Origin of the sequence: Burkholderia sp. 9120 (assembly GCF_000745015.1) — a bacterium.
Classification (GTDB): domain Bacteria; phylum Pseudomonadota; class Gammaproteobacteria; order Burkholderiales; family Burkholderiaceae; genus Paraburkholderia.
Window position 1 is genome coordinate 5,175,140 of the sequence record NZ_JQNA01000002.1, and the last position, 24,137, is coordinate 5,199,276.

Sequence of the window (24,137 nt, forward strand, 5' to 3'; positions counted from 1 at the left end):
GGAACTCCGGGCGGAAATAGCTTTAATTGATGGCGACGCATCAAAAAAACTAAGGCCGGTTCCGCATGACATAGTTGGGCCGCACAATGGTAATCTTCCGGCGCTTTATGCGCTCGTCCGGTGCCAGGAAGACGCCGTGAAGGTGCCGTGAAGGTGCCACGATCGTCGGCGCATTGAGCCTTTGCCGAGCTGCGCTACACGAGCCCGCTCGTTTACCCGCCCCCTACTCCTGGCCGATGCGGTATTTCCCGCGCCGGCCGCCAACCTCGATTGAAAGAGTAATCATGACTAATTCCATGTACAGCGCATCCGTTCCCGTTTTCAAGCAGATGCTGACCGCGTTGTCCGAGGTGCTGAAGAAAGCCGAAGCCCACGCCACCGAACGCAACATCGAGCCGAACGCATTGCTGCAGGCGCGTCTGTTCCCGGACATGTTCCCGCTCGTGCGCCAGGTGCAGATCGCCGCCGACTTCAGCAAGGGCGTCAGCTCGCGCCTCGCCGGCGTGGAATTGCCGTCGTGGCCCGACACGGAAGTCACGTTCGCCGACCTGCAAGCGCTGCTCGCCAAAGCGTTGACCTACATCGGCACGCTCGACGCCGCGCAATTCGAAGGTAGCGAGAACAAGGAAATCGTGCTGCGTCCCGGCACGCCGAAAGAGAAGAAGCTGGTGGGCAGCGCCTATCTGCAGAACTACGGCCTGCCGCAGTTCTTCTTCCACGTCACCACGGCGTACGCGATTCTGCGTCACAACGGTGTCGAGATCGGCAAGCGCGACTACATGGGTTCGTACTGATCGTCGAAGCGTGAGCCGGACGCGCCGCTACCTGGCGTCGCGTCCGTTCGGCCTGACAAGCCAGGATCATGCGCGCGAGGCACGGTAGCCGTCGTTGAGCATCCAGTGGCTGAAGCGGGCGTATTCCTGCGCGTATTCGCGGGCGTCTTGCGCCAGTTCCACCGCATAGGCCAATTCATGCACTCGCGCGTAGTGCGGCATCCGCTTGCTTTCATACACCGACAGAGCCGCCGCGAGTTCAGCGTGTTTCTGCAGCGCCTGAACCAGCACGCGCACGTCCTCCACGCCGAGTGTGCCGCCCGCCGAGATATGCGGCGAGAGCGCATGCGCCGCATCGCCGATCAGCGCGACGCGCGCGGACGTCCAGCGTGGCAACGCGGGCACGAACATGATCGGGTTGTGCAGGATCTGCGCTTCCGGCGTCCGCTCGATCAGCTTCACCAGTGGATCGCTCCAGCCGTTGTCGTTCAGATGCGCGGCGCGCAGTAAAGCCTCTTCCTTTTTCGTGCCGACGGGCACCGCGCTGTCGAACTGATTCACCATCCAGACGACCTGATCGCCATAAGTGCGCGTGTAGCCGCCGCGCGTGCGTTGATGCCCGACGGTGAGGACCGAGCCGTTGGCGGGTTCGTCGCCTGCGGCTAGCATGCCGCGCCATACGTGATGACCTGCGTGCTCGCGAGCGCCGTAGCCGGGCACCAGTTGCGCACGCACCGCCGAATAAGCGCCATCCGCGCCCAGCAGCAGATCGGCGTGTTCGATCGTGCCGTCGCTCAAGCTCACCGCCACGTGATCCGCGCTTTCTTCGAACGCGACGACCTTGGTATCGACGCGAATGTTGTCGAGTCCGACCGCCGCAGCCAGCAAGCGATTCAACTCGGGACGCGGCACCAGCAGAAATGCATGATCGGCCGGCTCGAATCCGGGCGCCCTGAAGCGCGCGCCGGCGGCGTCGTAGAACCATGTTTCGATGGGCATGCCGATTTCGTGGATCGCATCGCCCACGCCGACCTCCGAGAATACGTCCAGCGCGTTGCGCCACAAGCCGATGGCCGCGCCCGCCGCTCGAATTTCCGGTGCCTGTTCGCATACCAGCACGTCCCAGCCGATCGCCTTGAACGCGATACCCGCCGTCAGTCCGACAATGCCGCCGCCTGCAATGATGACTCGCATCGATACGTCGCTCCTTGCGGTCGCTTCCCGTTGCCTGAGTCCGGCTACCGCGGCACCGAACCCATCGGGTGGAATCGTGTGGATTCCTGGTTGAGGGTGAATGCCTCTAATTTATGAGCGATCGCTCACATTAGCTACTCGCTTTAGCGACCTGGGGCGGCGGCGAGTCGAAGCCCCGTTTGGTGCGGTAGAGCGGGGGGAAATCGGGCCGATTGGGAGATCGTCAAAACGGACGCTCGCTTTTTCGCGGCTGTAGGACTTGCGTTAGGCCGCGCTGCGCGACGCGCAAACAGCACCGCATCGAAACGCGCAACCGATGTGCTACAGATCGCTTACATCGTGGTAACGATTTCAATTCTCATTCTGAGCATTGCATGAGCAATCCACTAAGCTGGTCTAACAGGTCCGAGGTACGCGCGCATCACGATAATCCTCAGACCAGCCGCCGACACTTCGCCAGAACGATTTACCCGATAAAGCGCCGGACTCGCCGTGGCGTTTCCCGAACGTTTCCCCGAACCCACCAGGGAGGCTTTATGCAAAGCGATCCAAAGGTCCTCGAATACCTGAACTCGCAACTCAAGAACGAACTGACCGCGATCAATCAGTATTTTCTGCATGCGCGCATGTATCGGCACTGGGGACTGGAAAAACTCGGCAAGCACGAGTACGACGAATCGATCGGCGAGATGAAGCACGCCGATCTGCTGATCAACCGTATCTTCATGCTCGACGGATTACCCAATTTGCAGGACCTGCACAAACTGCTGATCGGCGAAGAAACGAAGGAGATTCTCGAATGCGATCTGAAGCTCGAACGGATCTCGCAGTCGACCTGCAAGGAAGGCATCGCTTATTGCGAATCGGTGCGGGATTTCATTTCACGCGAGATTCTCGTGCATATCCTCGATGAGACCGAAGAGCACATCGACTGGCTCGAAACGAATCTCGATCTGATCGACAAGGTCGGTATTCAGAATTACCAGCAATCGGGTATGGATTCGCCGAGCTGAGCTCGTTGATCGCGTCCGCCCTCCGCTGGCTGGAGCAGATCGATCCGGGCACGCACCGTCGGATCAAAGGCTTGCGGCTCGTCACCGCGTATGGAATCGCGGCGGCGCTCGGCACATTGCAGGACATTACCCACAGCCTGCCCAGCGCGGTATCGGTGGGGTCGCTCGCCGGCAGCTTTGCTTTGTGGGCGAGCGTCTCGGAAGCGCGCGCCACGCGCGCCGAATCCAGCCGGGATCTGATCGTGCTGTGTGCGGCCGCGGCGTTTGGCGCGACGCTATTCGTCGCGCTCTCCCCGGCCCTGCGGGCCATCGCCACGGCGGGCCCTGAATTGACGCTGGTCACGGGCGCATTCCTCGTCGGTTATCTGAAGCGCTTCGGCATGCTTGGCGCGGGCGTGGGCTCGCAAATCTACATCGGGCAACTGCTGGCCTACGGCGCCCGCCTTACCCCTATCGATCTCACCGCGGTCGCCGTCGCCGGACTGATCGCGATGCTGGCGTCGATCGTGCCGCGCCTGCTCAGCGGTCCGGCTGAGCATCCCGCGCCAACCGCGCTGTCGTCCGTCGACGTGCCGGGCCGCTGGGGGCTCTCGCCCGAACTCGTGATGGGTCTGCAGGCGGCAAGCGGCTCGCTCGTGGTCGTTGCCTTGAACGAGGCGGTCGGGCTCAGGGAATCGTCGTGGGCGATTACCGCCTGTACCTACGTTGTCGCGGGGTCCGCGAGCGGCACGATAGCGCGGGTGCGCCGACGGATCGTCGGCACCCTGATCGGCGTGCCGCTCGGGCTCGCCTGCCTGCCGCTCGCCGTTCACGCGCCACTGCTGATCTGGGGCGCGGCGGCGGTCGCCATGATCATCTACGCAATGGCCCTGCCCAATCGCTACGACGTCGCCTGCGCGGCGTTCGCGTTCACGCTGATCGTCACGCTGGCGGCCGGCGGCGTGCACTCGGTCCCGCTGCTGGCCGCGCGCGCCTGGGAAACGCTGCTCGGCGGCGCGCTCGGTCTGTTCGCCGCGACGTGCATTTTGCCGCTGCGTCCGTTGAGATCGAGTTGAGATCGAGTTGAGATCGGGCTCAGGTTGAGCTGAAGGCCCGCTGCGAGCGCGGCGCCATTCCGGTATCGTATCGTCCGATAGACGGCGAGCCGGTTCGCCGACGCGTTGCGCCCCGCGTGGCGCGACGCCACTCAAGGAGAGATTGAAATGACGACGCAAACCGAAACCGCCCTGCTGGCCGGCGGCTGCTTCTGGGGCATGCAGGAACTGCTGCGGCGCTATCCCGGCGTGCTGTCGACGCGCGTGGGCTACACCGGCGGCGACGTGCCGAACGCGACCTACCGCAACCATGGCACGCACGCGGAAGGCCTCGAGGTCGTGTTCGATCCGAGCCGGATCAGCTACCGCCAGATCCTCGAATTTTTCTTCCAGATTCACGATCCGACCACCAGGAACCGTCAAGGCAACGACGTCGGCATGAGCTACCGCTCGGCGATCTTCTATCTCAGCGACGAGCAGAAGCAGGTGGCGTTGAAAACGGTGGCGGATGTGGACGCTTCCGATCTGTGGCCGGGTAAAGCCGTCACCGAAATCGTGCCGGCCGGCCCGTTCTGGGAAGCCGAACCGGAACACCAGGACTACCTGGAACGCAATCCGGGCGGTTACACGTGTCACTTCATTCGGGCGGGCTGGAAGCTGCCTACGGCGTCGGCTTAGCGTGCCGGTCGGCTGATGGCGTGCGTTTTGTGCGCGCGCCCTCGGTCGGCATCGCCGGACAGCAACGGACAGCAAGGTGGCGCGTAACCTGGACGCCGATCCGGCGTTGCGTTGCAGCATGACGACCAGACGGTCGTCATGCTGCGATCGATGCCGATCAATCGTTTATCGCATCCCGATGATCGCGGGACGCTTTCACCGACGCAAAATACGTCTGCAACGCCGGCGCCGAACGATTGCTCAACGAGCCGATTCGCGCCAGCCAATCCGCCTCCACGGGCCACTCGCCTTCCACCACGCGCGGATAAATCTGCCGCACGAACTGATGCAGCGCTTTCGCACCGATATTGCCGCTGACGCCGAGCAGGATATGCAACGCGCCATGCGTGGAAGCGAGGTCGCGAGCCGCGACACTGACGGCGAGCCGCGCCACCGTCAAACTGATCTGATCGATACCGTTGAGGAACGTCTGATCCAGCAAATCGAGCGCCACCAGTTCCTGCAGGTGCTTTTCGTCGAGCAACGGCCCCTCCTTAAGCGGCACGGACCGGGCGGCCGACGCCTCCGATAGAGGCGCCGGCTCCACGCGGCCCGGCGCATTCGCGACGCGGTACTGCGCGAACTGCCTCGACAGCGACGCGTACAGGGAGCCAATCTGCACCGGCTTGATCATCACCTCGTTCATACCCGCGGCGAGGCAGCGCTGCACGGCTTCCATATCCGACTGACTGGTCAGCGCCACGATCGGCACCCTGGCATACGGGTCGGTGCGCACGCGAATCAACGCCGTGGTTTCCACGCCGCCCATGCCCGGCATGTTCATGTCCATCACGATGGCGTCGACCGTGACGCCTTCGTGCAAACGCGCCAGCACCGCGCGCCCATGGTCCGCCTCGACGACGCTCGCGCCGCATCGTTTCAGATAGCCCTTGACCAGCGACCGGCTGTAGACGTCGTCGTCCGCGACCAGAATCGTCTTGCCGATAAACCCATCGAAGCTTTGGCTCGGATGATGCTGGCTGCCGCTCTCGAACAGCTTCTGAAGCACACCGATCAATTCCACCATGCTGCTGGCTTTATTGACCAGTTCGTCCATCCCGGCGCGGCGCGCCAGCACGCGCGCGAGGTTGCCCGGCTCCACGGTGTACGCGGCGATCAGTACGTTGGCGTTCGGACTCTGGTGGTCGGCACGGATTTTTTCGGTCGTCGTGTAGCCGTCCAGCACCGGCATGTTGATGTCCATCAGCACGAGGTCGAAAGGCGTGGACTGGGCCAGTAGCGTCAGCGCCGTTGCGCCGTCCGGCGCTTCGCTCACGTCCGCGCCGACCCTCAGCAACGCGCGCCGCACTCTGTCGCGCTGCGTGGCGTCGTCGTCGACGATAAGAACGCGCTTGCCGTTGAAAAACGGCGTGGCGCGCTCGAAAATCCGCCGCTCGTGGTCCGCGAGTTCGCGCTCCGAGACGGGTGGAAACTGCAGCGTGAACTGCGTGAATTTACCCACTTCCGAACGGCAGCTAATCGTGCCGCCGAACGCGCGCATGGCCCGCTGACAGTAGGCCAGGCCGAGCCCCGCACCCACCGGATCGCCCGTGGCGGGGAGCGCGTCGAAAAGATGCGGCAGAAGCTCGGACGCAATGCCGGGACCGGTGTCATGCACCATGACCGTTTGCCGGTCGACCGTCAGCGTGAGCGTCGCGACCGGATCCGCCCCCATGTGATGCAGCGCGTTTTTGATCAGATTGAACAGCGTGAAGAGGTAGACCGTCTCGTCGACCTTGACCGTGAAATCGTCCAGCACCACCAGCCTGACCTTGGTGCGCTCCTTCTGATCGGCGAAACCGTACTCGTCCAGCGCTTTGCGCGTCGCCACCGCGGCGCTCACATAGGTGAGCTGATCCGGGCTGATGGGCCACGCGCTGACGTCGTCCAAGGTCGTGTCGATAATGCGCAGCCCGCGATCGACCGACGACTGACCGTGAGCGAGATGCCGGTACAACACCGCCGCCTTGTCGGGCGATAAAGCGGGCGCCGGGTTCGCGTCCGTGGCGGCGGGCAGCGTTTCTTCCACGCGGTCCAGCACATGCCTCAACTGGCTGAGCGGATTGCGCATCTGATGGGCGATCGAGCCGGCGAGCGCCTGCCGCGCGCCATGCCTGGCGTGCGTGACAACCCCCTTCGCACTGCTGTAACTGAACGTGATGCCGGCGAGAATACCGAATATATAAACCGGCAGATACGTATAGATAAACAGATGCGCGTCGACATAAACGTCTTGCGGCACGAAGATTCTGGCGCACAGAACAGCCAGCCCGACGCCGGCCAGCAGATTGATTGCTAATGCAACGAATGACGGAAAGATGGCGATCAGGAAAAACATCATCCCCAATTCGGCCATGGACCAGATCATCGAATAATGGCTGGTCAGCAGGTAATACGTGAAAAAAAACGGCAGCGAATAGGCAACCGTTACAAAGTAATACCATGGCAGGACACGCACCGCCGAAGCCGGCCAGAAGCGGCGCAACAGCAGCAGCGCACAGGAGACGGTGCCCAAAGCCCGCATCAGCAGGCTTTCGTTGGGCTGAGGATCGACGAACGTCCACCACAGCCAATACACCGGATGTCCGATCGTACCGATTACGCCCACCGCCAACATGCTGTAGTCCGACACCCTGGCGGAGTCGGTCACCAACCGGTTGAGATAGCGGATGCCCCCTGAAATGGCTCTCATGTTGCTCTTTATCTTGATCTTTTCAGCCTCGGAATTCGAAGCTGCTTACGTTGAATGACATGCTGGCGCTGCCAACCGAGCATACCACTCTGTCCCCGCGTTGCACCGCGGGTTAACTAACGCGTCCACCGCGAGCCGCGAAGCTCGCTTTTTGTCCGAAAAAAAAAGCCCGCTTTCGCGGGCAACCTTCTCCATCCCTCACCAGGAATCCAGCCAGAGGCGCGTAGCCGCGCCCGCCCGCGCTAGCCTTTCGTCGCGCCAAATGTCAAACCCGCCACGAAATGCTTCTGCATGGCAAAAAACATTGCTACCGAAGGCAGCGCCGCCAGAATCGATCCCGCCGACACGAGATTCCAGGCCGTGGTCCACTGCCCTTTCAGCGCGGCGACGCCAACGGTAATCGGCGCGGCGTCATCGCCCTGGGTCAGACAGAGCGCCCAGAAGTAGTCGTTCCACACGAAGGTGAAAACCAGAATCGCCAACGCCGCCAGTGCGGGCCGGATCAACGGCAGCACGATCCTGAAGAACACCGTCCACTCATTGGCGCCTTCGATCCGCGCCGCCTCGACCAGTTCGAACGGCAATTGCTTGATGAAATTGCGCAGGAACAGCGCGCAGAAGCCGGTCTGAAACGACACGTGAAACAGAATCAGCGCGCCGACGGTGTTGAACAGGCCAAGCTGTAACGACAGATCCCGCACCGGAATCATCAGCACCTGCACCGGCACGAAATTCCCCGCGACAAAGGTCGCGAACAGGGCCGAATTGCCGCGAAACCGGTAGATCGCCAGCGCGAATCCCGCCATGGCCGCCAACGCGATCGAACCCACCACGGCCGGCACCGTAATCAGCACGCTATTCCAGAAATAGTGCAGCATCGGCGAGGTGGTCAGCGCCTCGCGATAGTTATCGAACATCGCGAAGTGCTTTGGCCAGCCCCAGTAGTTGCCTTCGCTCAACTCTTCCGTTGAACGCACCGAGGTGACGAGCACGGCGATCATCGGCAGCAGCCAGATCAGCAGCGCGAGCGGCAACGTGAGTTTGTAGACGCGGCGCGTGACCGGCTTCCATTTGTCGATAGGGATCGGAAACATGGTCGGCTCCTTATTGCTCGGCGCGCAGCATTCGCCGCAAGTGATAAACGATGTACACCAGCATGATGGCGAACAGCACCACCGCCACCGCGGCCGAATAACCGATGCGGTAGTACTTGATCGCCTGGTCGTACATGTAATACGCGAGCACGGTCGAGCTTTCGAACGGGCCGCCGCCGGTCATCACCGAGATCAGATCGAAACTGCGCAACGCGCCGATGATCGTGACGACGATCGCCATGAACGTGGTGGGCCGCAATTGCGGCAGGATCACGTGCCACAGCATCGACCAGCCGCGTGCGCCTTCCATTCGCGCGGCTTCGATCTGCTCGGCGTTCAGCGACGTCAAGCCGGTCAGGTAAAGAATCATGCAATAGGCGGTTTGCGGCCACAGTGCCGCGAACACGATGCCGAGCGTCGCGTAGCGCGGATCGCCGAGCACCGGTACACCGTGACCCAGAATCACCGCAAGCAAACCGAAGGTCGGGTCGTAAAACCACGAAAAGATCAGGCCCACCACCACGCCCGACAACACGAACGGCGCGAAAAACAGCGATTTGACGATGCGGATGCCGGCCACGGCCTGATTCAGGTACAGCGCGACGGCGAGGCCCATCGGCGGGGCGAGCAGGAAGAGCAGCAACCAGATCAGGTTGTTTTTCAGCGCCGTGTAGAACGTCGCCGTGTGGAACAACTCCACGTAATTCGCGAGCCCGACGAACGACGGGTCGGTCATGCCGTCCCAGGTGAAAAAGCTCAGGCGGATGGTCGACAGGATCGGCCACACCACGTAGATGGCGACCATCACGCACGCGGGCGCGAGAAACAGAAACGCGGCGCGGCTTTGCCGGCGCGCGGTCGGCGACGGCCGGCGACGACGCGTGGCGGCCTGCGAGCCGCCGCGCGTCGCGCCGCCGGACGCGGGCGAGCCCGGGCCACCGGTTTCAGTAGAGCCGCCGATAGTGTGGCGGGTGACGGATTGCGACACGATCATTCTCCTGTCGACCGGAGTTAGCGCAGCGCTGTCGAGAGCGCTAACCCCGGTCCCACGCACTGGTGCGTTCGATCACGACAAACGGCGGCCTCACGGCCGCCACCGCTCACTTCTTGTAGATCCGCTTACGCGTCTGCTCGAGTTGAGCGAGAACGTCGTCGAGTTTCGAAGGATCGGAGATGAACTGCTGCATCCCCTTCATGCCTTCGTCGGCCATTTCCTTCGTCATATCGCGATCGTAGAACTGCGCAATGCCGCCCTTCGTGTTCGCGAGAATCTGGAAGCCGATCTTGGAGATCGGATCTTCCGGCTCCGGCGACTTGCTGTTCGCCGACAGCGAGCCGAGCCCGATCGCCAGTTTCGCGCCGATCTCAGGCGTTTCGACGAAGGCCAGGAACGTGTGCGCGTCGGCCTTGTTCTTCGCCTTCGACGGGATATGCAGAGATTCGACCGGGCCGTCTTCGGCGGTCGGCACCTTCGCGTCGATGATCGGGAACTGGAAGTAGCCCATGTCCGGCTTCACATTCGGCGGGAAACCCGCGGTGATGAACGTGCCCATCAGCATCATCGCGGCCTTGCCCTGGAACAGGAACGGCTGCACCGAATCCAGATCGTACGAGAGCGAGTTGTCGATGAAATAGCCGGCGTCGATCAACTGCTTCCACGTCGTGTAGACCTTCTTCACGCGCGGATCGGTGTACGCAATGTCGCCCGCCATCAGCTTCTGGTGAAACGCATTGCCGTTCAGACGCAGGTCGAGATAATCGAACCAGCCGGCGAGCGTCCACGAATCGCGGCCCGCCACGGCGATCGGCGTGATGCCCGCGGCTTTCAGCTTCTTGCAGTCGTCGAGGAACTGATCCCAGGTTTTCGGTTCGCCGGCAATGCCGACCTTCTGGAACAGATCCTTGCGATAGAACATGCCCCACGAGTAGTACACGGTCGGCGCGGCGTACTGCTTGCCCTTATACGAAGACGCCTCTTTGGTCGACGCGTACATGTCGTTCCAGCCGTTCTTCGCCCAGTCGCCGCTCAGGTCTTCGAACAGACCGCGCTGCGCGTAATACGCCATGCGTTCGCCGTCATGCCAGTTGACGATGTCGGGCGCGACGGTCGAGAGCCAGCCGGGCAACTGGACCTTGTACGCTTCCTCGTCGACGAACGACACCTTCACGTCGATGCCGGGATGCGCTTTCTTGAAGTCGTCGATCACCGACTGCCATACCGCGCGCTGGCTCGCGCCCTTGAACGCGATGTTGGCCGTCAGCGTGCCCGCCTGCGCCGTACTGACGACGGAGGTCCCCGCAGCCGCCGCGGCCAGCGCGAGTGCCAACAGAATCTTGCGTGGTTTCAGCTTCATGTTGCCTGTCTCCTTTTATGCCTTGATTTTGCGTCGTTGTATTTACTGCGTGGAATCCTGCCGGTCAGCGCTATTCGTCAGCGGTACTCGCGCGTGTTATGTCGTCGTGTTCGATCGGTAGACGCTCACGCCTTGCGGTTCTATCTCACGCGCGCCGACTACGATCGACTGTTCATCGATATCGGCGAGCGTGTACGCGTCGTCGCCATAGTTGAACACATAGGTCAGCGCGCCGCGTCGGCTCAAGCGCACACTGTCGCCGAGCCACATCGTTTCGAGGCCCGCCTGCTGGGCGATGCGCGAGAACAGCCGGGTGGTCAGCGCCTCGTCGAACAGACTCGCGAGATAGTGAAACGCGCCGCTTCGCACATACGCCGGTTGGCCGTCCGCAAACTGGGCGAGCACGTCGAACGAAGCACGGGCATCGGCATCATCGGCTTCGATGAAATCGCGCCAATGCCGCGCGAAGCCATCGGCACGGCTCGCGTCGTGGTTCGCTTTGCCGCTATCGTTGAAACGCACCGCTTCGGTCACGTTCGGCCGCATCGACTCGACGCGCCAGACCCGCAGCGGCAACACCGAAGCCAGCGCACCCGGCGGCAAATGGGCGGGAATCTGCAAGTCCGCGGTCTTCGAGCCGGTGCGCGGCCCGAACACCACCTGCGCTCCCGAGCTTGCCAGCCGCGCGGCCAGATCGTCCGGCACCACCGGCAACGGCGGCACGACGATCATCCGGTAGCCGTCGAGCGGCGCGTCGACCGGCACGACATCGACGTCGAGTCCGAGCGCGCGCAGCGCCGAGTAATACTCGAACGCAAAGCGGGGATAGTGAAAGTCCGCACCCTGCGGATGAATCTCGAACAGCCACTTCGCCTCGTAGTCGTAGACCAGCGCGACGGTCGAGCGAATCGCGGCGTTAGCGTCGGCATCCGCCGCAAGCACCGTGCGAATTTCGTCGGCCACCCGCGCCGCTTCGTTACCGCCCACGTCGAGCCGGTTATCCGGCGTGTTCAGCCCGGCATGCATCTGCTCCTGCGCGAACGGCGCCTGACGCCAGCGGAAGTACGACACGCAACCGGCGCCGTGCGCGAACGCTTCCCAACTCCACAGGCGCACCATGCCCGGCAGCGGCGCCGGATTCCACAGCGCCCAGTTCACCGGACCCGGCTGCTGCTCCATCACCCAGAACGGCAGCTTCGACATGCCGCGATACACGTCGTGATTGAACGACGCAAAGTCCGGATGACCGCTGCGCAGCCAGCGCGCCTTCACGTCCGGCGCGAACCATTGTTCTTCGAGCGCGCCGAGCGGATAGCTGTCCCACGACGCAACGTCGAGATCGGCGGCGACCTTGTAGTGATCGAACTCGGTGAAGAGCTGCATGAAGTTATGCGCGACCGGCCGCCCCGGCGAATGCGCGCGGATGATCTCGACCTGCATGCGGTTATAGCGCGCGACTTCGTCGGACGCGAAACGCCGGTAATCGAGGCGATGCGACGGATGCGCTTCGGTCACGGTCGCGACCGGCGCGTCGATCTCGTCGAAGCTGCGGTACTCCATGCTCCAGAACACCGTGCCCCACGCGCGATTCAGCGCGTCGACGGTTTGATATTTCGCCTTCAGCCATTCACGGAAACGCCCCACCGCGGCCGGCGAATAACTCACCACCGTGTGATGGCAGCCGAATTCGTTATCCGTTTGCCAGTACGCAACCGCGGGATGCTTGCCGTAACGCTCGGCCACCGCCGTGCAGATCTTCTCGGATGCAACGAAATACGACGGCGACGAGAAGTCGTAATGACGGCGTGAGCCGAACGCACGCGGACGGCCATCCGCGCCGATCGGCAAAATATCCGGATGACGATCGATCAACCACTTGGGCGGCGTCGCGGTCGGCGTACACATGACGACCTGCAGACCGGCCGCGCCGAGCACGTCGATCGCGCGATCCAGCCAGCCCCAATCGTATTCGCCGGGCGTGGGCTCGATGCGGCTCCACGCGAATTCGGCGATCCGCACCTGTTCGATGCCGAGGGCTTTCATCCGGCGAGCGTCGTCTTCCCACATCGACTCCGGCCAGTGTTCCGGGTAATAACAGACTCCAAGGCGCATCCGAATGTCCTCTATGCGTAGTGTTCGACGGATTCGAGCGAAGCGGCGGCAAAGCCGTCTTCGGTAAACAAATGGCAAGCGGCACGGGGCACGCGCAAGCGCGCCTCGTCGCCGGGCACAAGGCGTGTATCGCCCGGCGCTTTGGCGATCAGCACAGCGCCGCCGGGTTGATCGAGGTGGACGTAGCTGTGTTCGCCGAGCTGCTCGATGAGCGAGACGGTGCGGATCAGGACGGCGGCGTCGCTGGCGGCGGAGGATGCGTCGAGCAACTCCAGATGCTCAGGACGCACACCGAGCGTGACCGGTTGCGCGGCCTGCAGGCCCTCGCCGCTCACCGGCACGTGGACGTTTTCGCCGGTGTGGTCGAGCGTCACGAGCACGCCTTGCGGATCGATCGACTGCACGCGTCCCGGCAGGAAATTCATGCGCGGCGAGCCGATGAAACCGGCGACAAAGCGGCTCTTCGGGCGGTGATACAACTCGAGCGGCGCGCCGATCTGCGCAATGCTGCCGTAGCGCTCCGTGTCCTTGCCGGCGTGCAGCAACACGATCTTGTCGGCGAGCGTCATCGCTTCGATCTGGTCGTGCGTCACGTAGACCACGCTGGCTTTGGCGAACTGTTTATGCAGCCGCGCGATTTCAATGCGGGTCTGCCCACGCAGCGTGGCATCGAGATTGGACAAGGGTTCGTCGAACAGAAACACGCCGGGCTGCCGCACGATCGCGCGGCCAATCGCCACCCGTTGCCGCTGACCGCCCGACAACGCTTTCGGCCGACGGTCGAGCAACGCCTCCAGCTGCAGAATGCGCGCGGCTTCGCGCACCTTGCGGTCGATTTCGTCTTTCGGGGTTTTGGCGAGCTTCAGGCCGAAGGCCATGTTCTCGAACACGGTCATGTGCGGAAACAGCGCGTAGCTCTGGAACACCATCGCCACGCCGCGTTGCGCGGCGGGCACGTCGTTGACGAGGCGTCCGTCGATCGAGAGGTCGCCGTCGGTCGCGTCTTCGAGGCCGGCGATCATCCGCAACAAGGTCGACTTGCCGCAACCGGATGGACCGAGAAATACGCAGAACTCGTTCTCGCCAATCTCGAGATCGACGTCGCGGATCACTAACGCGCCGTCGCCATACGCCTTCTGCACGCCTCTTAACGAAATGCTCGCCATCGCATCGACTCCGTGATTTAATCGGCTCGAAGTCGGAGATTAAGCGCTTAATCAGCAGACCCGAAAAAATCGATCGCGAGCGATCGTTGGGTCTTGCCTGTCTCCGATATCGTTTGTTTATGAGACAGATGGTGCCGCGCCTCGTGCCTCGATGCAAATGCCGGACACCCATCCCATATATTGAAAAACCATGCCCACACTCAGCGAAGTCGCGCGTCATGCCGGCGTCACCCCTGCCACGGTGTCCAACGTGCTGCGCAATCGCGGCCGGGTCGGCGCGCAAACCCGCCAGCGGGTGCTCGATGCCGTGGACGCGCTCGGCTACCGTCCGCACCTCGCCGCCCGCGCGCTCGCCGAGGGTCGCGCGCCGACGCTCGCGCTGATGGTGTCAAGCATCGCCAATCCGTTCTATCCGGAGTTCGCGCTGGCTGTCGAACGCGCGGCGCGCACCAGCGGCCACTTCGTGATCATCTGCAATACCAACGAAGATCCGCAGACCGGCCGCGCGTATCTCGACCAGATTGCCGGCACGCTCTCCGAGGGCGTGCTCGTGACGAACGCGAACCTCGATTTCGCCGACCTGCACACCACCGAAGCACGCGGCACGCCGGTCGTGCTATGTATGTGGGAGCGGCCCAACGAGCCGCCCGGATTGCCGTGCGTCGCGGTGGATTTTCGTCTGGCGGGCGAGTTGGCCGGCGCGCATCTGCTGACGCTGGGGCATCGACGGATCGGCGCGATTGTCGGCAGCAAGGCGTCGGGGATTCACGCGGCGCGTTATCAGGGTTTTGTCGATGCGCTGCACGCGGCAGGCGCGCCGAAAAGCCCCGTCAAACATGCGCTCGATACGATTCAAGGCGGCTACGACGCGGCGCGCGCGCTGCTCGAAGCCGATCCCAAACTCACCGCGATTTTCTCGACCAACGACTTGCCCGCGCTCGGCGCGATGCATGCCGCCGCGGATCTCGGCCTGCATGTGCCGGACGACCTCTCCGTGATCGGCATCACCGACATTCAGCTCGCGCGCGAATCGCGTCCCGCGCTGACTACGGTGGCCGTGCCGACCGTGGAAGTCGCTGGGCTCGCGGTGTCGTTGTTGCGCGAACTGATCGAGTCGTCGTATGGGCAAGCGGGACGCGACGCGGCAAGCGTGCCGATGCGGATTTCGTCGCCGCCCGAACTGGTCGTGCGTGCCTCCACCGGCGCGCCGCGTTCGCGCTGATGTGGCCGTAACGCCCGCCCGGGCGTTACGTAGCGAACGCTGCAAACGGCGGTAACGCCGGTCCGGTCCATTCGTCGCAAACCCACGCGGCACAAGGCTTCACGGCGATCTTTCCCGCGCTCCATGCTGTTGGCACGGTCTCTGCAATAAGACACGCAAAGGCCACCCAAACACATGGATACTCAAATGATCGCCGATCTTCAACTGGACGCCGACGTCGCCGAACCGACACTCACTCGGGCTTCGGATATCGATTCGAGTTTCGCGCAACATCACCCGTTGCAAATCGCCGTTTGCCTGCGCAACCTGGTGGCGAATCAGGACTTCGTGACGGTGGAATTCGGCGGCAAGCAGATCGTCACGCAACTGCTCGACGTCGACTCGCGCAATGCACGTTTTATCTTCGACGCGGGTAACGTCGCCGACGATAACCGCGCCCTTCCCGGCGCACGCCAACTGACGTTCCGCAGCCTGCCGGGCGGTATCCGCACCGAGTTCACGACGCTCAACGCGACGCCGATCGTGTTCGACGGCCTGCCCGCTTTCGAGGCCGCCTTTCCCGCGCTGCTCTACTCCGTGCAACGGCGCGAGTTCTTCCGCGTGCAGACGCCCGTGCTCGATCCGTACACGGCAAGCGGCGCTTACGTGGATGGCGGCTCGTTCCGGCTGGAGTTGCAGGATCTGTCGCTAGGCGGCATCGCGTTGAATACCGCCGACGAACGTGTCGGTTCGCTCGACGCCGGCACGATTCTGCGCGACGTCACGCTGCAACTCGGCGGTTTCGGCACGCTGCGCCTCGACCTGGAAATCGTCGCGCCGCGTCGGCTGGTCACGCAGAAGGGCGACCGGCGCTACGTGATCGGCTGCAAGTTCGTGCAACTGCCGGGGACGGCCGAACGGACTCTGCAACGCGTCGTCACGCAGCTTGAAACGAAGCGGCAAACGCTCGCGCCGCGTCGGTAAGTCGAGCCACATGGCGCACGCCGCGCGTGCGCCAATCCCCCCTCACGCACCCTTCAACTCACTTTCAATCGAGCCAGGACTTTCCCGAAGCCCCGGCGCGCCATCTCGCACCGCACCAAGCCGCCCTCGCCCTGTCACGTAAGGCTTGCAGCCTTCACGCCGATTCGCGCGGGTCATCCCTCGTTCGGATTCGTAGCTTGACGTGCCTCGTCGCGCCTGCTGTACTAAATCAACCAAAGTGATTTAGGCGAGCCCAACCAGGCCGCCGACCAGGTTGCCAGGCACGCAGCGTTCGCGCCTGCAACCGCCAGCAGTCCATTACGTCGTTGCCAATAACCGGAGGAGCGTCCCATGAATCTGAATTCCCGCAGGCATCCTGTCGCCAGGAAAGTCGTGTCGATGTGCGTCGCGGCGTCCGCCGTGTGGTGTGCGAGCGCGAGCCAGGCGGCCGATCAGCCGGTGGTCGGCCTGATCACCAAGACCGACACCAACCCCTTCTTCGTGAAGATGAAACAGGGCGCCGAAGCGGCCGCCGCCAAAGACGGCGCGAAGCTGATCACCGCGGCCGGCAAGTTCGACGGCGACAACGCGAGCCAGGTCACCGCGATCGAAAACATGATGACGGCCGGCGCGAAAGCGATTCTGATCACGCCGAGCGACACCAAGGCGATCGTGCCGAGCATCAAGAAAGCGCGCGCCGCCGGCGTGATGGTGGTCGCGCTCGACACACCGACCGATCCGCAAGACGCCACCGACGCCCTGTTCGCCACCGACAACTTCAAGGCCGGCGTGCTGATCGGCAAATACGCGAAAGCCGCGATGAACGGCAAGCCGGCGAAGATCGCCACGCTCGACCTCGCGCCCGGCGTGTCGGTCGGCGTGCTGCGTCATAACGGCTTCCTGGAAGGCTTCGGCGTGAAGGAAGGCGATGCGTCGATCGTCTGCAGCCAGGACACGCGCGGCGACCAGGCGAAGGGCCAGACGGCGATGGAAAACTGCCTGCAGAAATCGCCTGATATCAACGTGGTCTACACGATCAACGAACCGGCCGCAGCCGGCGCGTATCGCGCGTTGAAAGCGGCGGGCAAGGACAAGAGCGTGATGATCGTGTCGATCGACGGCGGCTGTGAAGGCGTGCGCAACGTGAAGGCCGGCGCGATCGCCGCGACCTCGCAGCAATATCCGCTGAAGATGGCCTCGCTCGGCGTGACCGCGGGCGTGGACTACGCGAAGACCGGCAAGAAGGTGTCGGGCTATCAGGACACCGGCGTGACGCTGATCACCGACAAGCCGATGTCCGGTATCGACAGTAAAGACACCAAGTTCGGCCTCGACAACTGCTGGGGCAACAAGTAACGCGTACGGACCGGCGGCTCGCCGTTATACCGGCGGGCCGCCACCGGATTTGCCGCGTGGCCCGTGCGCCGCGCTCATGCATCGAGGATCTCCATCATGTCGACTCCTTCCGCGCCTGCCAGCCACTCGCGCCCCTTCGCCGACCGTTTGCCGTCGCTCGCCGAAGTCGGCCCGCTGATCGCACTGGTGCTCGCCTGCGCGTTCTTCATTTCGCAGAGCAACCGCTTCCTGTCGTTCCAGAACCTCTCGTTGATCCTGCAACAAACCATGGTCGTCGCGGTCATCGCGATCGGCCAGACGCTGATCGTGCTGACCGGCGGCATCGACCTGTCGTGCGGCATGGTGATGGCGTTCGGCTCGATCATCATGACCAAGTTCGCGGTCACGCTCGGCGTGCCGCCGGTGCTCGCGATTGTGTGCGGCGTGGCCGCGAGCGCCCTGTTCGGCGCGCTCAACGGCGTGCTGATCACGCGCATCAAACTGCCCGCGTTCATCGTTACTTTGGGCACGTTGAATATCGCCTTCGCGCTCACGCAGATCTACTCGAATGCCGAGAGCGTGTCGAATCTGCCGGACGCGATCATGTTCCTCGGCAACACCTTCAAGCTCGGCCCCGCGGATGTCACGTACGGCACCGTCCTCACGCTGCTCATGTACCTGGCCACCTGGTTCGTGCTGCGCGACACGGTGCCCGGCCGGCATCTGTACGCGCTGGGCAATAACGCCGAGGCCGCGCGGCTGATGGGTCTGTCGTCGCAAAAAATCCTGCTGACCGTGTACTCGCTCGCAGGCGCGATCTACGGCATCGCCGCGCTGCTGTCGGTGTCGCGTACCGGCGTGGGCGATCCGCAGGCAGGGCAAACCGAGAACCTCGACAGCATTACCGCGGTCGTGCTCGGCGGCACGAGTCTGTTCGGCGGACGCGGTTCGATTGTCGGCACGCTGCTCGGCGCGTTGATCGTCGGCGTGTTCCGCAACGGTCTGACGTTGATCGGCGTGTCCTCGGTCTACCAGGTGCTGATCACCGGCATGCTGGTGATTCTCGCGGTGGCCGCGGACAAACTTTCCCATCGTCGCGGTTGAGCGTTCAAAAGGAGCCCGTCATGTCGACCCCTACTTCTGCTTCTACCGCGATGCCTGTCCTTCAGGCGCGTGGCCTCGTCAAACGCTACGGCAACGTGACCGCGCTCGACGGTTGCGATTTCGAAGTGCTGCCCGGCGAAATTCTCGCGGTGATCGGTGACAACGGCGCAGGTAAATCGTCGTTGATCAAGGCGCTTTCCGGCGCCACGGTGCCGGACGAAGGCGAGATTCTGCTCGACGGCAAGCCGGTCAAATTCCGCAGCCCACTGGATGCGCGCGCGCAAGGCATCGAAACCGTGTATCAGGAACTCGCGGTGGCGCCGGCCATGAGCATCGCCGAAAACCTGTTCCTCGCGCGTGAATTGGTGAAGCCGGGCTGGCGCGGCTCGATCTTCAAGATGATCGACAAACGCCGCATGCTCGAAGAAGCGACCGCGCATATGAAGGACCTGCAGATCGGTATCCGCTCGATGCGCCAGGCGGTCGAAACGCTCTCGGGCGGTCAGCGCCAGGGCGTGGCCGTCGCGCGCAGCGCGGCGTTCGCGCGACACGTGGTGATTCTCGACGAGCCCACCGCCGCGCTCGGCGTGAAGGAAGGCAACATGGTGCTCGAACTGATCCGCCGCGTGCGCGAACGCGGCCTGCCGGTGATCCTGATCAGCCACAACATGCCGCACGTGTTCGAGGTGGCGGACCGCATCCATATCCAGCGCCTCGGGCGGCGCGCGGCGCTCGTCAATACGAAAGACGTGCACATGTCCGAAGCGGTGGCGATCATGACGGGCGCCAAGGAAGCCGACGTCAAGGCGATCGCATGATGCCGGTCTCCTGCTGAACGGCGTCCCGGCCATGGATACCACCGGCGCCCGCTCGCCTCTCAAACGCACGGTCGGCTCGAATCAGGTCGGCATGCGGCAGTTCAACGAGCGGATCGTGCTGCAGGCGATCCGCCTGCACGGACCGCTGCCGAAGGCCGACGTCGGCCGCCTGACGCGTCTGTCGATGCAGACGGTGTCGATGATCGTCGACCGTCTGATCGTCGACGGCCTGCTCGAAAAGCACGCGCGCGTGCGCGGCCGGATCGGCCAGCCGTCCGTGCCGATCGCGTTGCGTGCGGACGGCGCTTACACCATCGGCATCAAGGTGGGACGCCGCAGTCTCGACGTACTGGCGATGGATTTCGCGGGACATCTAGTGTGTCGCGACGTTTTCGAATACACCTACCCCGATCCGCGCACGTTGTTTCCAGCGCTCGAAAGCAAACTGGCGCGCGTGAACCAGACACTCGGCGCGAAGGCGAGCAAGGTGGTCGGCGTGGGCGTGGCAGCGCCGCTGTGGCTGGGCGGCTGGCGCGATTTTCTCGGCGCCCCGCCCGACGCGCTGGACGCGTGGCACGAGATCGATCTGCGCACGCGCATCGCCGCGATGACCGGATTGCCCGTCGAGTTCGCGAAGGACACCACGGCCGCCTGCGCCGCCGAACTCGTGATGGGCCAGGGCCGCGGCATCCACAATTTTCTGTATCTGTTCGTGGGTACTTTTATCGGCGGCGGCCTCGTGATCGACGGACGCCTGCATAGCGGCCCGCACGATAACGCCGGCGCGGTCGGCTCGATTCCACTCGGCGGCAGCGGCAGTGGAGGCACTGGAGGCAGCGGCGCGCGCAAGCCCGCGCGGCAACTGTTGCATGCAGCGTCGGGCTTCGTGCTGGAAAAACTATTGAGCGACGCGGGCGCACCGGCCGCCGCCGCGCACGATCATCGCGCGCTGTCGCCGGAACTGTGGCGGCATACCGAACAATGGCTCGATAGCGCGTGCCCTGCCATGGCCAACGCGCTGACCAATGCGGCCGCGTTGCTCGACCTCGATGCCGTGGTGATCGACGGTGAATTCGATCGGCAACTGGTGCGGGAAATCATTCGCCGTACCGAACGCGTGCTCAATCGTTTCGAGTGGGAAGGCATGGTGCGCCCGCAACTACTGGAAGGCGCGATCGGCGCGGATGCACGAGCGATGGGCGGCGCGATTCTGCCGCTCTACGCGCACTTCGCGCCGGTGCATGAGCTGTTTCTCAAACCGGCGGCGGATACGGATTATTAAGCGCCGCCGGTTGCTTCAAAGCGCTGGCAGAAAGCCTTATTGCGCGGCCACCTTCGTAGCGGTCACGGCGGTTTTCACCGGCGCTTTCTCCAGCAGCGGCTGCAACACCGGCGCCAGCGACTTCAGCAATTGCACGGACAGCGCACTGGTGAATTCGTAGTGCGCCGCATACGGTTCATGCACATAAGCGGTCAACGTACCGTAGAACCGATCGCCCATGACGAACACGAAAGTCGCGCTGCGATTCACTTTGCGCGACTCGATCAGCCGCGCGCCTTTGGCGAACACATTGAAGCGCTGATCGCCGGTTCCCGTCTTGCCGTACACCTCGAGCGTCTGGCCGTTGGGGAAGCTCATGCCTTGTGCGAGACGCTTCGCCGTGCCGCCCAGCACGACGTCACGCAACAGCACTTTCACCACGCCCGCGATTTCCGGCGACACCTGCCGTTGCGGCGCTATCGCCGCGCGCTGGAAATGCGTTTCGTACGGCGTGTCTTTCGCGAAGTCGATTTGCGTGAGGCTCTCGGTCGGCAATTTATTGCCGTCGCTGGCAATCACGCCGATCAGTTGCGCGAGCGCGGCAGGCCGGTCACCCGACGCACCGATCGCCGCGGCATACGAGGGCGTCAGGTTCGAAAACGGATAGCCGAGCGCCTGCCACGATTTGCCGATCGCCTCGTAGGCGCGCAGTTCGACCATGCGCTTGATGCGGCGATCCTGAGTTGCGTGATAGCGCGTCTTGAAGAGCCAGGAATACGTAGACAGACGCACGTCGCGGCTCGCGGTCTGCATCTGGTTCAATGTGGCATCGGGATGCCGGCGCAGATAGTTGAGCGTCCACAATTCAAGCGGATGCACGCTCGCGATATAGCCGCGGTCGTTCAGATTGAAGCGGTCCACCGCGTACTTCGCGTACAGATTCGCGAGGTCTTCATCGTCCAGCACCGAGGCGGCCGGCGTGTTCTTCAGCGCTTCGCGCATCTTCGCGTTGAACCACGCGTTCGACTCGTCCGGCGCGACGCTGCGCAACACCGTCGCGATCTTGGGCGGCGATTTGCGCACGCCGAGCAGCAGCAGCGCGAGCGCCTGATCGGGATTCTTGTCGTGGTACTTCGTATAGAAACGCCCGAGATAGACGCGGCTTTCCTGATCGGCGAACTGCGTCAGATACTGTTTGCGGATTGCCGGATCGTCGAGCCATTGCGATGACGGCCCCGTGGTCTGCACCATCTCGTAGTGGACGATATCGCGCATCAGCCGCACGAACACCAGGTTCACCGAATGCTGGAACGCGCGGTGTACGGTGAGGATGCGGCTGTTGTCGTCGGACTCGAAGTTGTTGAAGGTTTGCGCGCCGCCACCGGTGTAGAACGTTTCGCCCGGATTGGCCGAGTATTTGCGCTCCACCGCCGCATCGAGCATGGGTTGCAGCGAGCGGTCGGCGGTGTGCGTCAGATAGTCGAGCGCCCAACGCGTGAGCTGGTCGTTCGGATCGGGCTTGACCGCTTTCAGTTCCGTGTTGCTCAGCGGCGCATATCGCGTATGCAGATCGGAGACAATCTGCAAATACGTGACGACGGTACGCAGTTTCGCGGTGGAACCCAGATTCAGCCGCGCGCCGGAATTGATGTCGAACGGCTGGTTGACGCTGTCGGTTTGCACGCGCACGAGGTTCGCGCCGCCAGTGCGTTCGAACAGCGTGAAGCTGTAGGTGATTCTCGACGGATCATCCGCCGGCCGCAGCATTTCGAAACCGACCAGACCCGCGGCCTTGGCGCCGTCGCGCGTGCCGGCAGCGGCGAGCCGTTCGCTCACGGCCTGCTGTACGGCATTGTTCAGCGTGCCCGTGGCTTGCAGGTCGAGACGGTCGAGCTCGTAGAAACTCGGCACGCCGAGTGCGGCCAATAGATGTGAGCGCATCGACGTGACGGCCTTGCGCGAGACAAAAGAGTCCGCGTTCGGCGTGCTATGCGGCGTGCGATGCAACTCGACCCGCGCGGACAGCGCGGCGTCGCGCAGCGGCATCGATACGACGCCGCCGCTCGCGAGTAAGCGCAGATAACTATCGGTCAACTGTTCGAACTGGTCGTAGCCGTGATGCAGGAAATACGACGGCGCACGTTGCGCGATCATCAGCGACAGCACCTGCCTGAACGCTATGCCCTGTTCCGGCAAATTCGCCTCGGTGGAAGGCGCTTTCAGAATGCGGTTGACGTCGTTGAAATCGCGTCCGTACCAGGCGGCGAGACCGTCGCCGATCCCATTGATTTCGCCGATGCCCGGCTGCGCGGCGAGCGGCACCGAGTTCAGGTAATGCACGACGATCTGCCGGCGCGCGGGCAGCGTCTGCGGGCCGCCCAGATACGCGCGCACCGAAGCCGACGCGATTTGCCGCAACTTCTCCGGCGGCGTCGCCGTGCGGCCGCCGGCGGAGTGACGGAATTTCTCGATCTGCGTGGCGAGCGTGCTGCCGCCGGGCGTCGACTGATGATGATTGAACACGCGCGCACCTTGATCGACCAGCGCGCGGCTGAAGCGCCCCCAGTCGATCGCGGGGTTGCGATTCGGCTGATCGGGATCGAGCAGATAGCGGTCTTCGATAAACAGCAACGAATTCACGACCAGCGGCGGAATCGCGTCGAAATCGTCATAAACGCGGCCGGGAAACTGGGCGCCGAAAAGCGGCGCGCCGGTGCCGTCGAAGAGTTGCAAACCCGCCTGATCTTTCTCGGCGTACGGCAGGAATAAACCGTTATCCGATAACCACAGCATCCGGTCGGAATCGCGCGCCTGGGCGCTGATTTCAAACCCTCGTTGCAGCAGACGCTGCTGGATGGACGGCAGCAACGCGTAGCCGAGCCGACTGTCGTACGGACCTTGGTTTGCCTGAGGGAAACGGATGGAATGACTTGGACCGTCGGCGACGGAAAAGCCCACGTCGCGAGTCAGTTCGGAGAGGTAGTGCGCCTGCAGCCGCGAGGTCTGAATCTCGATCTGGCAAAAGCGCACCGCGAATGCCAGCGCGAGCAGAAACGCCGCCGCCAGTACCCATTTGAACCACTTCCGGACAGGCGTCATGCCTGTTGCGCGAAACGGTAACCGAACCAGTGGCCGATTCATGGTTGCTCTCCCCGACAGGGCGCCATGCTCTTGGATCTGGCGCACCTTCGAAGCAGTTTAGCGCGGAACCTGAAAGCGCGATTGGTACGGATTTACCCGACAGTGTCATGGCTACAACACCCTTCGCAAGACATGGCGGCGGGC

The 24,137-nt window shown here is 63.3% G+C and carries 18 protein-coding genes; 10 read left to right on the top strand and 8 right to left on the bottom strand.

Features of this window, described 5'->3' with window-relative positions:
• Positions 1-284: 284 nt before the first annotated feature.
• The gene (locus FA94_RS31195; protein ID WP_035558771.1) at positions 285-794 is read left to right on the top strand and encodes a DUF1993 domain-containing protein; all 510 of its coding nucleotides are present in this window, start codon (positions 285-287) and stop codon (positions 792-794) included.
• Positions 795-860: 66 nt separating this feature from the next.
• Here the strand turns inward: FA94_RS31195 and FA94_RS31200 are convergent, their stop codons facing one another.
• Entirely contained in the window at positions 861-1,967 is a 1,107-nt protein-coding gene (locus FA94_RS31200; protein ID WP_035558774.1) for an FAD-dependent oxidoreductase, read from the bottom strand.
• A 536-nt stretch (positions 1,968-2,503) separates the two neighbouring features.
• On the opposite strand from FA94_RS31200, the gene bfr reads away from it, so the two are divergent.
• The 3 genes from bfr to msrA all read left to right on the top strand — a co-directional run bounded on the left by bfr (position 2,504) and on the right by msrA (position 4,692).
• Complete coding sequence (gene bfr / locus FA94_RS31205; protein ID WP_035558777.1) at positions 2,504-2,980, top strand: bacterioferritin; 477 nt, start codon at positions 2,504-2,506, stop codon at positions 2,978-2,980.
• A 5-nt stretch (positions 2,981-2,985) separates the two neighbouring features.
• Positions 2,986-4,035, top strand: a complete 1,050-nt coding sequence (locus FA94_RS31210) for an FUSC family protein (protein WP_231585073.1) — start codon at positions 2,986-2,988, stop codon at positions 4,033-4,035.
• Between the two features lie 147 nt (positions 4,036-4,182).
• Positions 4,183-4,692, top strand: a complete 510-nt coding sequence (gene msrA / locus FA94_RS31215) for a peptide-methionine (S)-S-oxide reductase MsrA (protein ID WP_035558782.1) — start codon at positions 4,183-4,185, stop codon at positions 4,690-4,692.
• Positions 4,693-4,849: 157 nt separating this feature from the next.
• Here msrA and FA94_RS31220 read toward each other — a convergent pair whose 3' ends face one another.
• The 6 genes from FA94_RS31220 to FA94_RS31245 all read right to left on the bottom strand — a co-directional run bounded on the left by FA94_RS31220 (position 4,850) and on the right by FA94_RS31245 (position 14,149).
• The gene (locus tag FA94_RS31220; protein ID WP_035558785.1) at positions 4,850-7,423 is read right to left on the bottom strand and encodes an ATP-binding response regulator; all 2,574 of its coding nucleotides are present in this window, start codon (positions 7,421-7,423) and stop codon (positions 4,850-4,852) included.
• A 242-nt stretch (positions 7,424-7,665) separates the two neighbouring features.
• Positions 7,666-8,517: a carbohydrate ABC transporter permease gene (locus FA94_RS31225; protein ID WP_035558787.1), complete on the bottom strand. Its 852-nt coding sequence runs from the start codon at positions 8,515-8,517 to the stop codon at positions 7,666-7,668.
• Positions 8,518-8,527: 10 nt separating this feature from the next.
• Positions 8,528-9,511 carry a carbohydrate ABC transporter permease gene (locus FA94_RS31230; RefSeq protein WP_035558790.1) on the bottom strand — a complete coding sequence of 328 codons (984 nt, stop codon included), beginning with the start codon at positions 9,509-9,511 and terminating at the stop codon, positions 8,528-8,530.
• A 106-nt stretch (positions 9,512-9,617) separates the two neighbouring features.
• Positions 9,618-10,871, bottom strand: a complete 1,254-nt coding sequence (locus FA94_RS31235) for an ABC transporter substrate-binding protein (protein ID WP_035558792.1) — start codon at positions 10,869-10,871, stop codon at positions 9,618-9,620.
• A gap of 96 nt (positions 10,872-10,967) precedes the next feature.
• On the bottom strand, positions 10,968-12,983 hold the full coding sequence (locus FA94_RS31240) for a beta-galactosidase (RefSeq protein ID WP_035558794.1): 2,016 nt from the start codon (positions 12,981-12,983) through the stop codon (positions 10,968-10,970).
• Positions 12,984-12,994: 11 nt separating this feature from the next.
• Positions 12,995-14,149, bottom strand: a complete 1,155-nt coding sequence (locus tag FA94_RS31245; protein WP_035558796.1) for an ABC transporter ATP-binding protein — start codon at positions 14,147-14,149, stop codon at positions 12,995-12,997.
• Positions 14,150-14,339: 190 nt separating this feature from the next.
• On the opposite strand from FA94_RS31245, the gene FA94_RS31250 reads away from it, so the two are divergent.
• From FA94_RS31250 to FA94_RS31275, 6 genes are all read left to right on the top strand, one after another.
• A complete protein-coding gene (locus FA94_RS31250) occupies positions 14,340-15,371 on the top strand; it encodes a LacI family DNA-binding transcriptional regulator (protein ID WP_035558798.1) in 1,032 nt (343 codons plus the stop codon).
• Positions 15,372-15,557: 186 nt separating this feature from the next.
• Positions 15,558-16,334, top strand: a complete 777-nt coding sequence (locus tag FA94_RS31255) for a flagellar brake protein (RefSeq protein WP_051980962.1) — start codon at positions 15,558-15,560, stop codon at positions 16,332-16,334.
• Between the two features lie 351 nt (positions 16,335-16,685).
• On the top strand, positions 16,686-17,690 hold the full coding sequence (locus FA94_RS31260) for a sugar ABC transporter substrate-binding protein (RefSeq protein ID WP_035558802.1): 1,005 nt from the start codon (positions 16,686-16,688) through the stop codon (positions 17,688-17,690).
• Positions 17,691-17,786: 96 nt separating this feature from the next.
• Positions 17,787-18,773, top strand: a complete 987-nt coding sequence (locus FA94_RS31265) for an ABC transporter permease (protein ID WP_035558804.1) — start codon at positions 17,787-17,789, stop codon at positions 18,771-18,773.
• A gap of 20 nt (positions 18,774-18,793) precedes the next feature.
• Positions 18,794-19,591: an ATP-binding cassette domain-containing protein gene (locus FA94_RS31270; RefSeq protein WP_035558806.1), complete on the top strand. Its 798-nt coding sequence runs from the start codon at positions 18,794-18,796 to the stop codon at positions 19,589-19,591.
• A gap of 31 nt (positions 19,592-19,622) precedes the next feature.
• The gene (locus FA94_RS31275; protein WP_035558808.1) at positions 19,623-20,873 is read left to right on the top strand and encodes an ROK family transcriptional regulator; all 1,251 of its coding nucleotides are present in this window, start codon (positions 19,623-19,625) and stop codon (positions 20,871-20,873) included.
• A 36-nt stretch (positions 20,874-20,909) separates the two neighbouring features.
• On the opposite strand, the gene FA94_RS31280 is transcribed toward FA94_RS31275, so the two are convergent.
• Positions 20,910-23,993 carry a transglycosylase domain-containing protein gene (locus FA94_RS31280; RefSeq protein WP_035558810.1) on the bottom strand — a complete coding sequence of 1,028 codons (3,084 nt, stop codon included), beginning with the start codon at positions 23,991-23,993 and terminating at the stop codon, positions 20,910-20,912.
• Positions 23,994-24,137: the final 144 nt, after the last annotated feature.

Coding starts and splice junctions, on each gene's coding strand:
- FA94_RS31195 (WP_035558771.1), top strand. CDS start 285: ATGACTAATTCCATGTACAGCGCATCCGTTCCCGTTTTCAAGCAGATG.
- FA94_RS31200 (WP_035558774.1), bottom strand. CDS start 1,967: ATGCGAGTCATCATTGCAGGCGGCGGCATTGTCGGACTGACGGCGGGT.
- bfr (WP_035558777.1), top strand. CDS start 2,504: ATGCAAAGCGATCCAAAGGTCCTCGAATACCTGAACTCGCAACTCAAG.
- msrA (WP_035558782.1), top strand. CDS start 4,183: ATGACGACGCAAACCGAAACCGCCCTGCTGGCCGGCGGCTGCTTCTGG.
- FA94_RS31220 (WP_035558785.1), bottom strand. CDS start 7,423: ATGAGAGCCATTTCAGGGGGCATCCGCTATCTCAACCGGTTGGTGACC.
- FA94_RS31225 (WP_035558787.1), bottom strand. CDS start 8,517: ATGTTTCCGATCCCTATCGACAAATGGAAGCCGGTCACGCGCCGCGTC.
- FA94_RS31230 (WP_035558790.1), bottom strand. CDS start 9,511: ATGATCGTGTCGCAATCCGTCACCCGCCACACTATCGGCGGCTCTACT.
- FA94_RS31235 (WP_035558792.1), bottom strand. CDS start 10,871: ATGAAGCTGAAACCACGCAAGATTCTGTTGGCACTCGCGCTGGCCGCG.
- FA94_RS31240 (WP_035558794.1), bottom strand. CDS start 12,983: ATGCGCCTTGGAGTCTGTTATTACCCGGAACACTGGCCGGAGTCGATG.
- FA94_RS31245 (WP_035558796.1), bottom strand. CDS start 14,149: ATGGCGAGCATTTCGTTAAGAGGCGTGCAGAAGGCGTATGGCGACGGC.
- FA94_RS31250 (WP_035558798.1), top strand. CDS start 14,340: ATGCCCACACTCAGCGAAGTCGCGCGTCATGCCGGCGTCACCCCTGCC.
- FA94_RS31255 (WP_051980962.1), top strand. CDS start 15,558: ATGATCGCCGATCTTCAACTGGACGCCGACGTCGCCGAACCGACACTC.
- FA94_RS31260 (WP_035558802.1), top strand. CDS start 16,686: ATGAATCTGAATTCCCGCAGGCATCCTGTCGCCAGGAAAGTCGTGTCG.
- FA94_RS31265 (WP_035558804.1), top strand. CDS start 17,787: ATGTCGACTCCTTCCGCGCCTGCCAGCCACTCGCGCCCCTTCGCCGAC.
- FA94_RS31270 (WP_035558806.1), top strand. CDS start 18,794: ATGTCGACCCCTACTTCTGCTTCTACCGCGATGCCTGTCCTTCAGGCG.
- FA94_RS31275 (WP_035558808.1), top strand. CDS start 19,623: ATGGATACCACCGGCGCCCGCTCGCCTCTCAAACGCACGGTCGGCTCG.
- FA94_RS31280 (WP_035558810.1), bottom strand. CDS start 23,993: ATGAATCGGCCACTGGTTCGGTTACCGTTTCGCGCAACAGGCATGACG.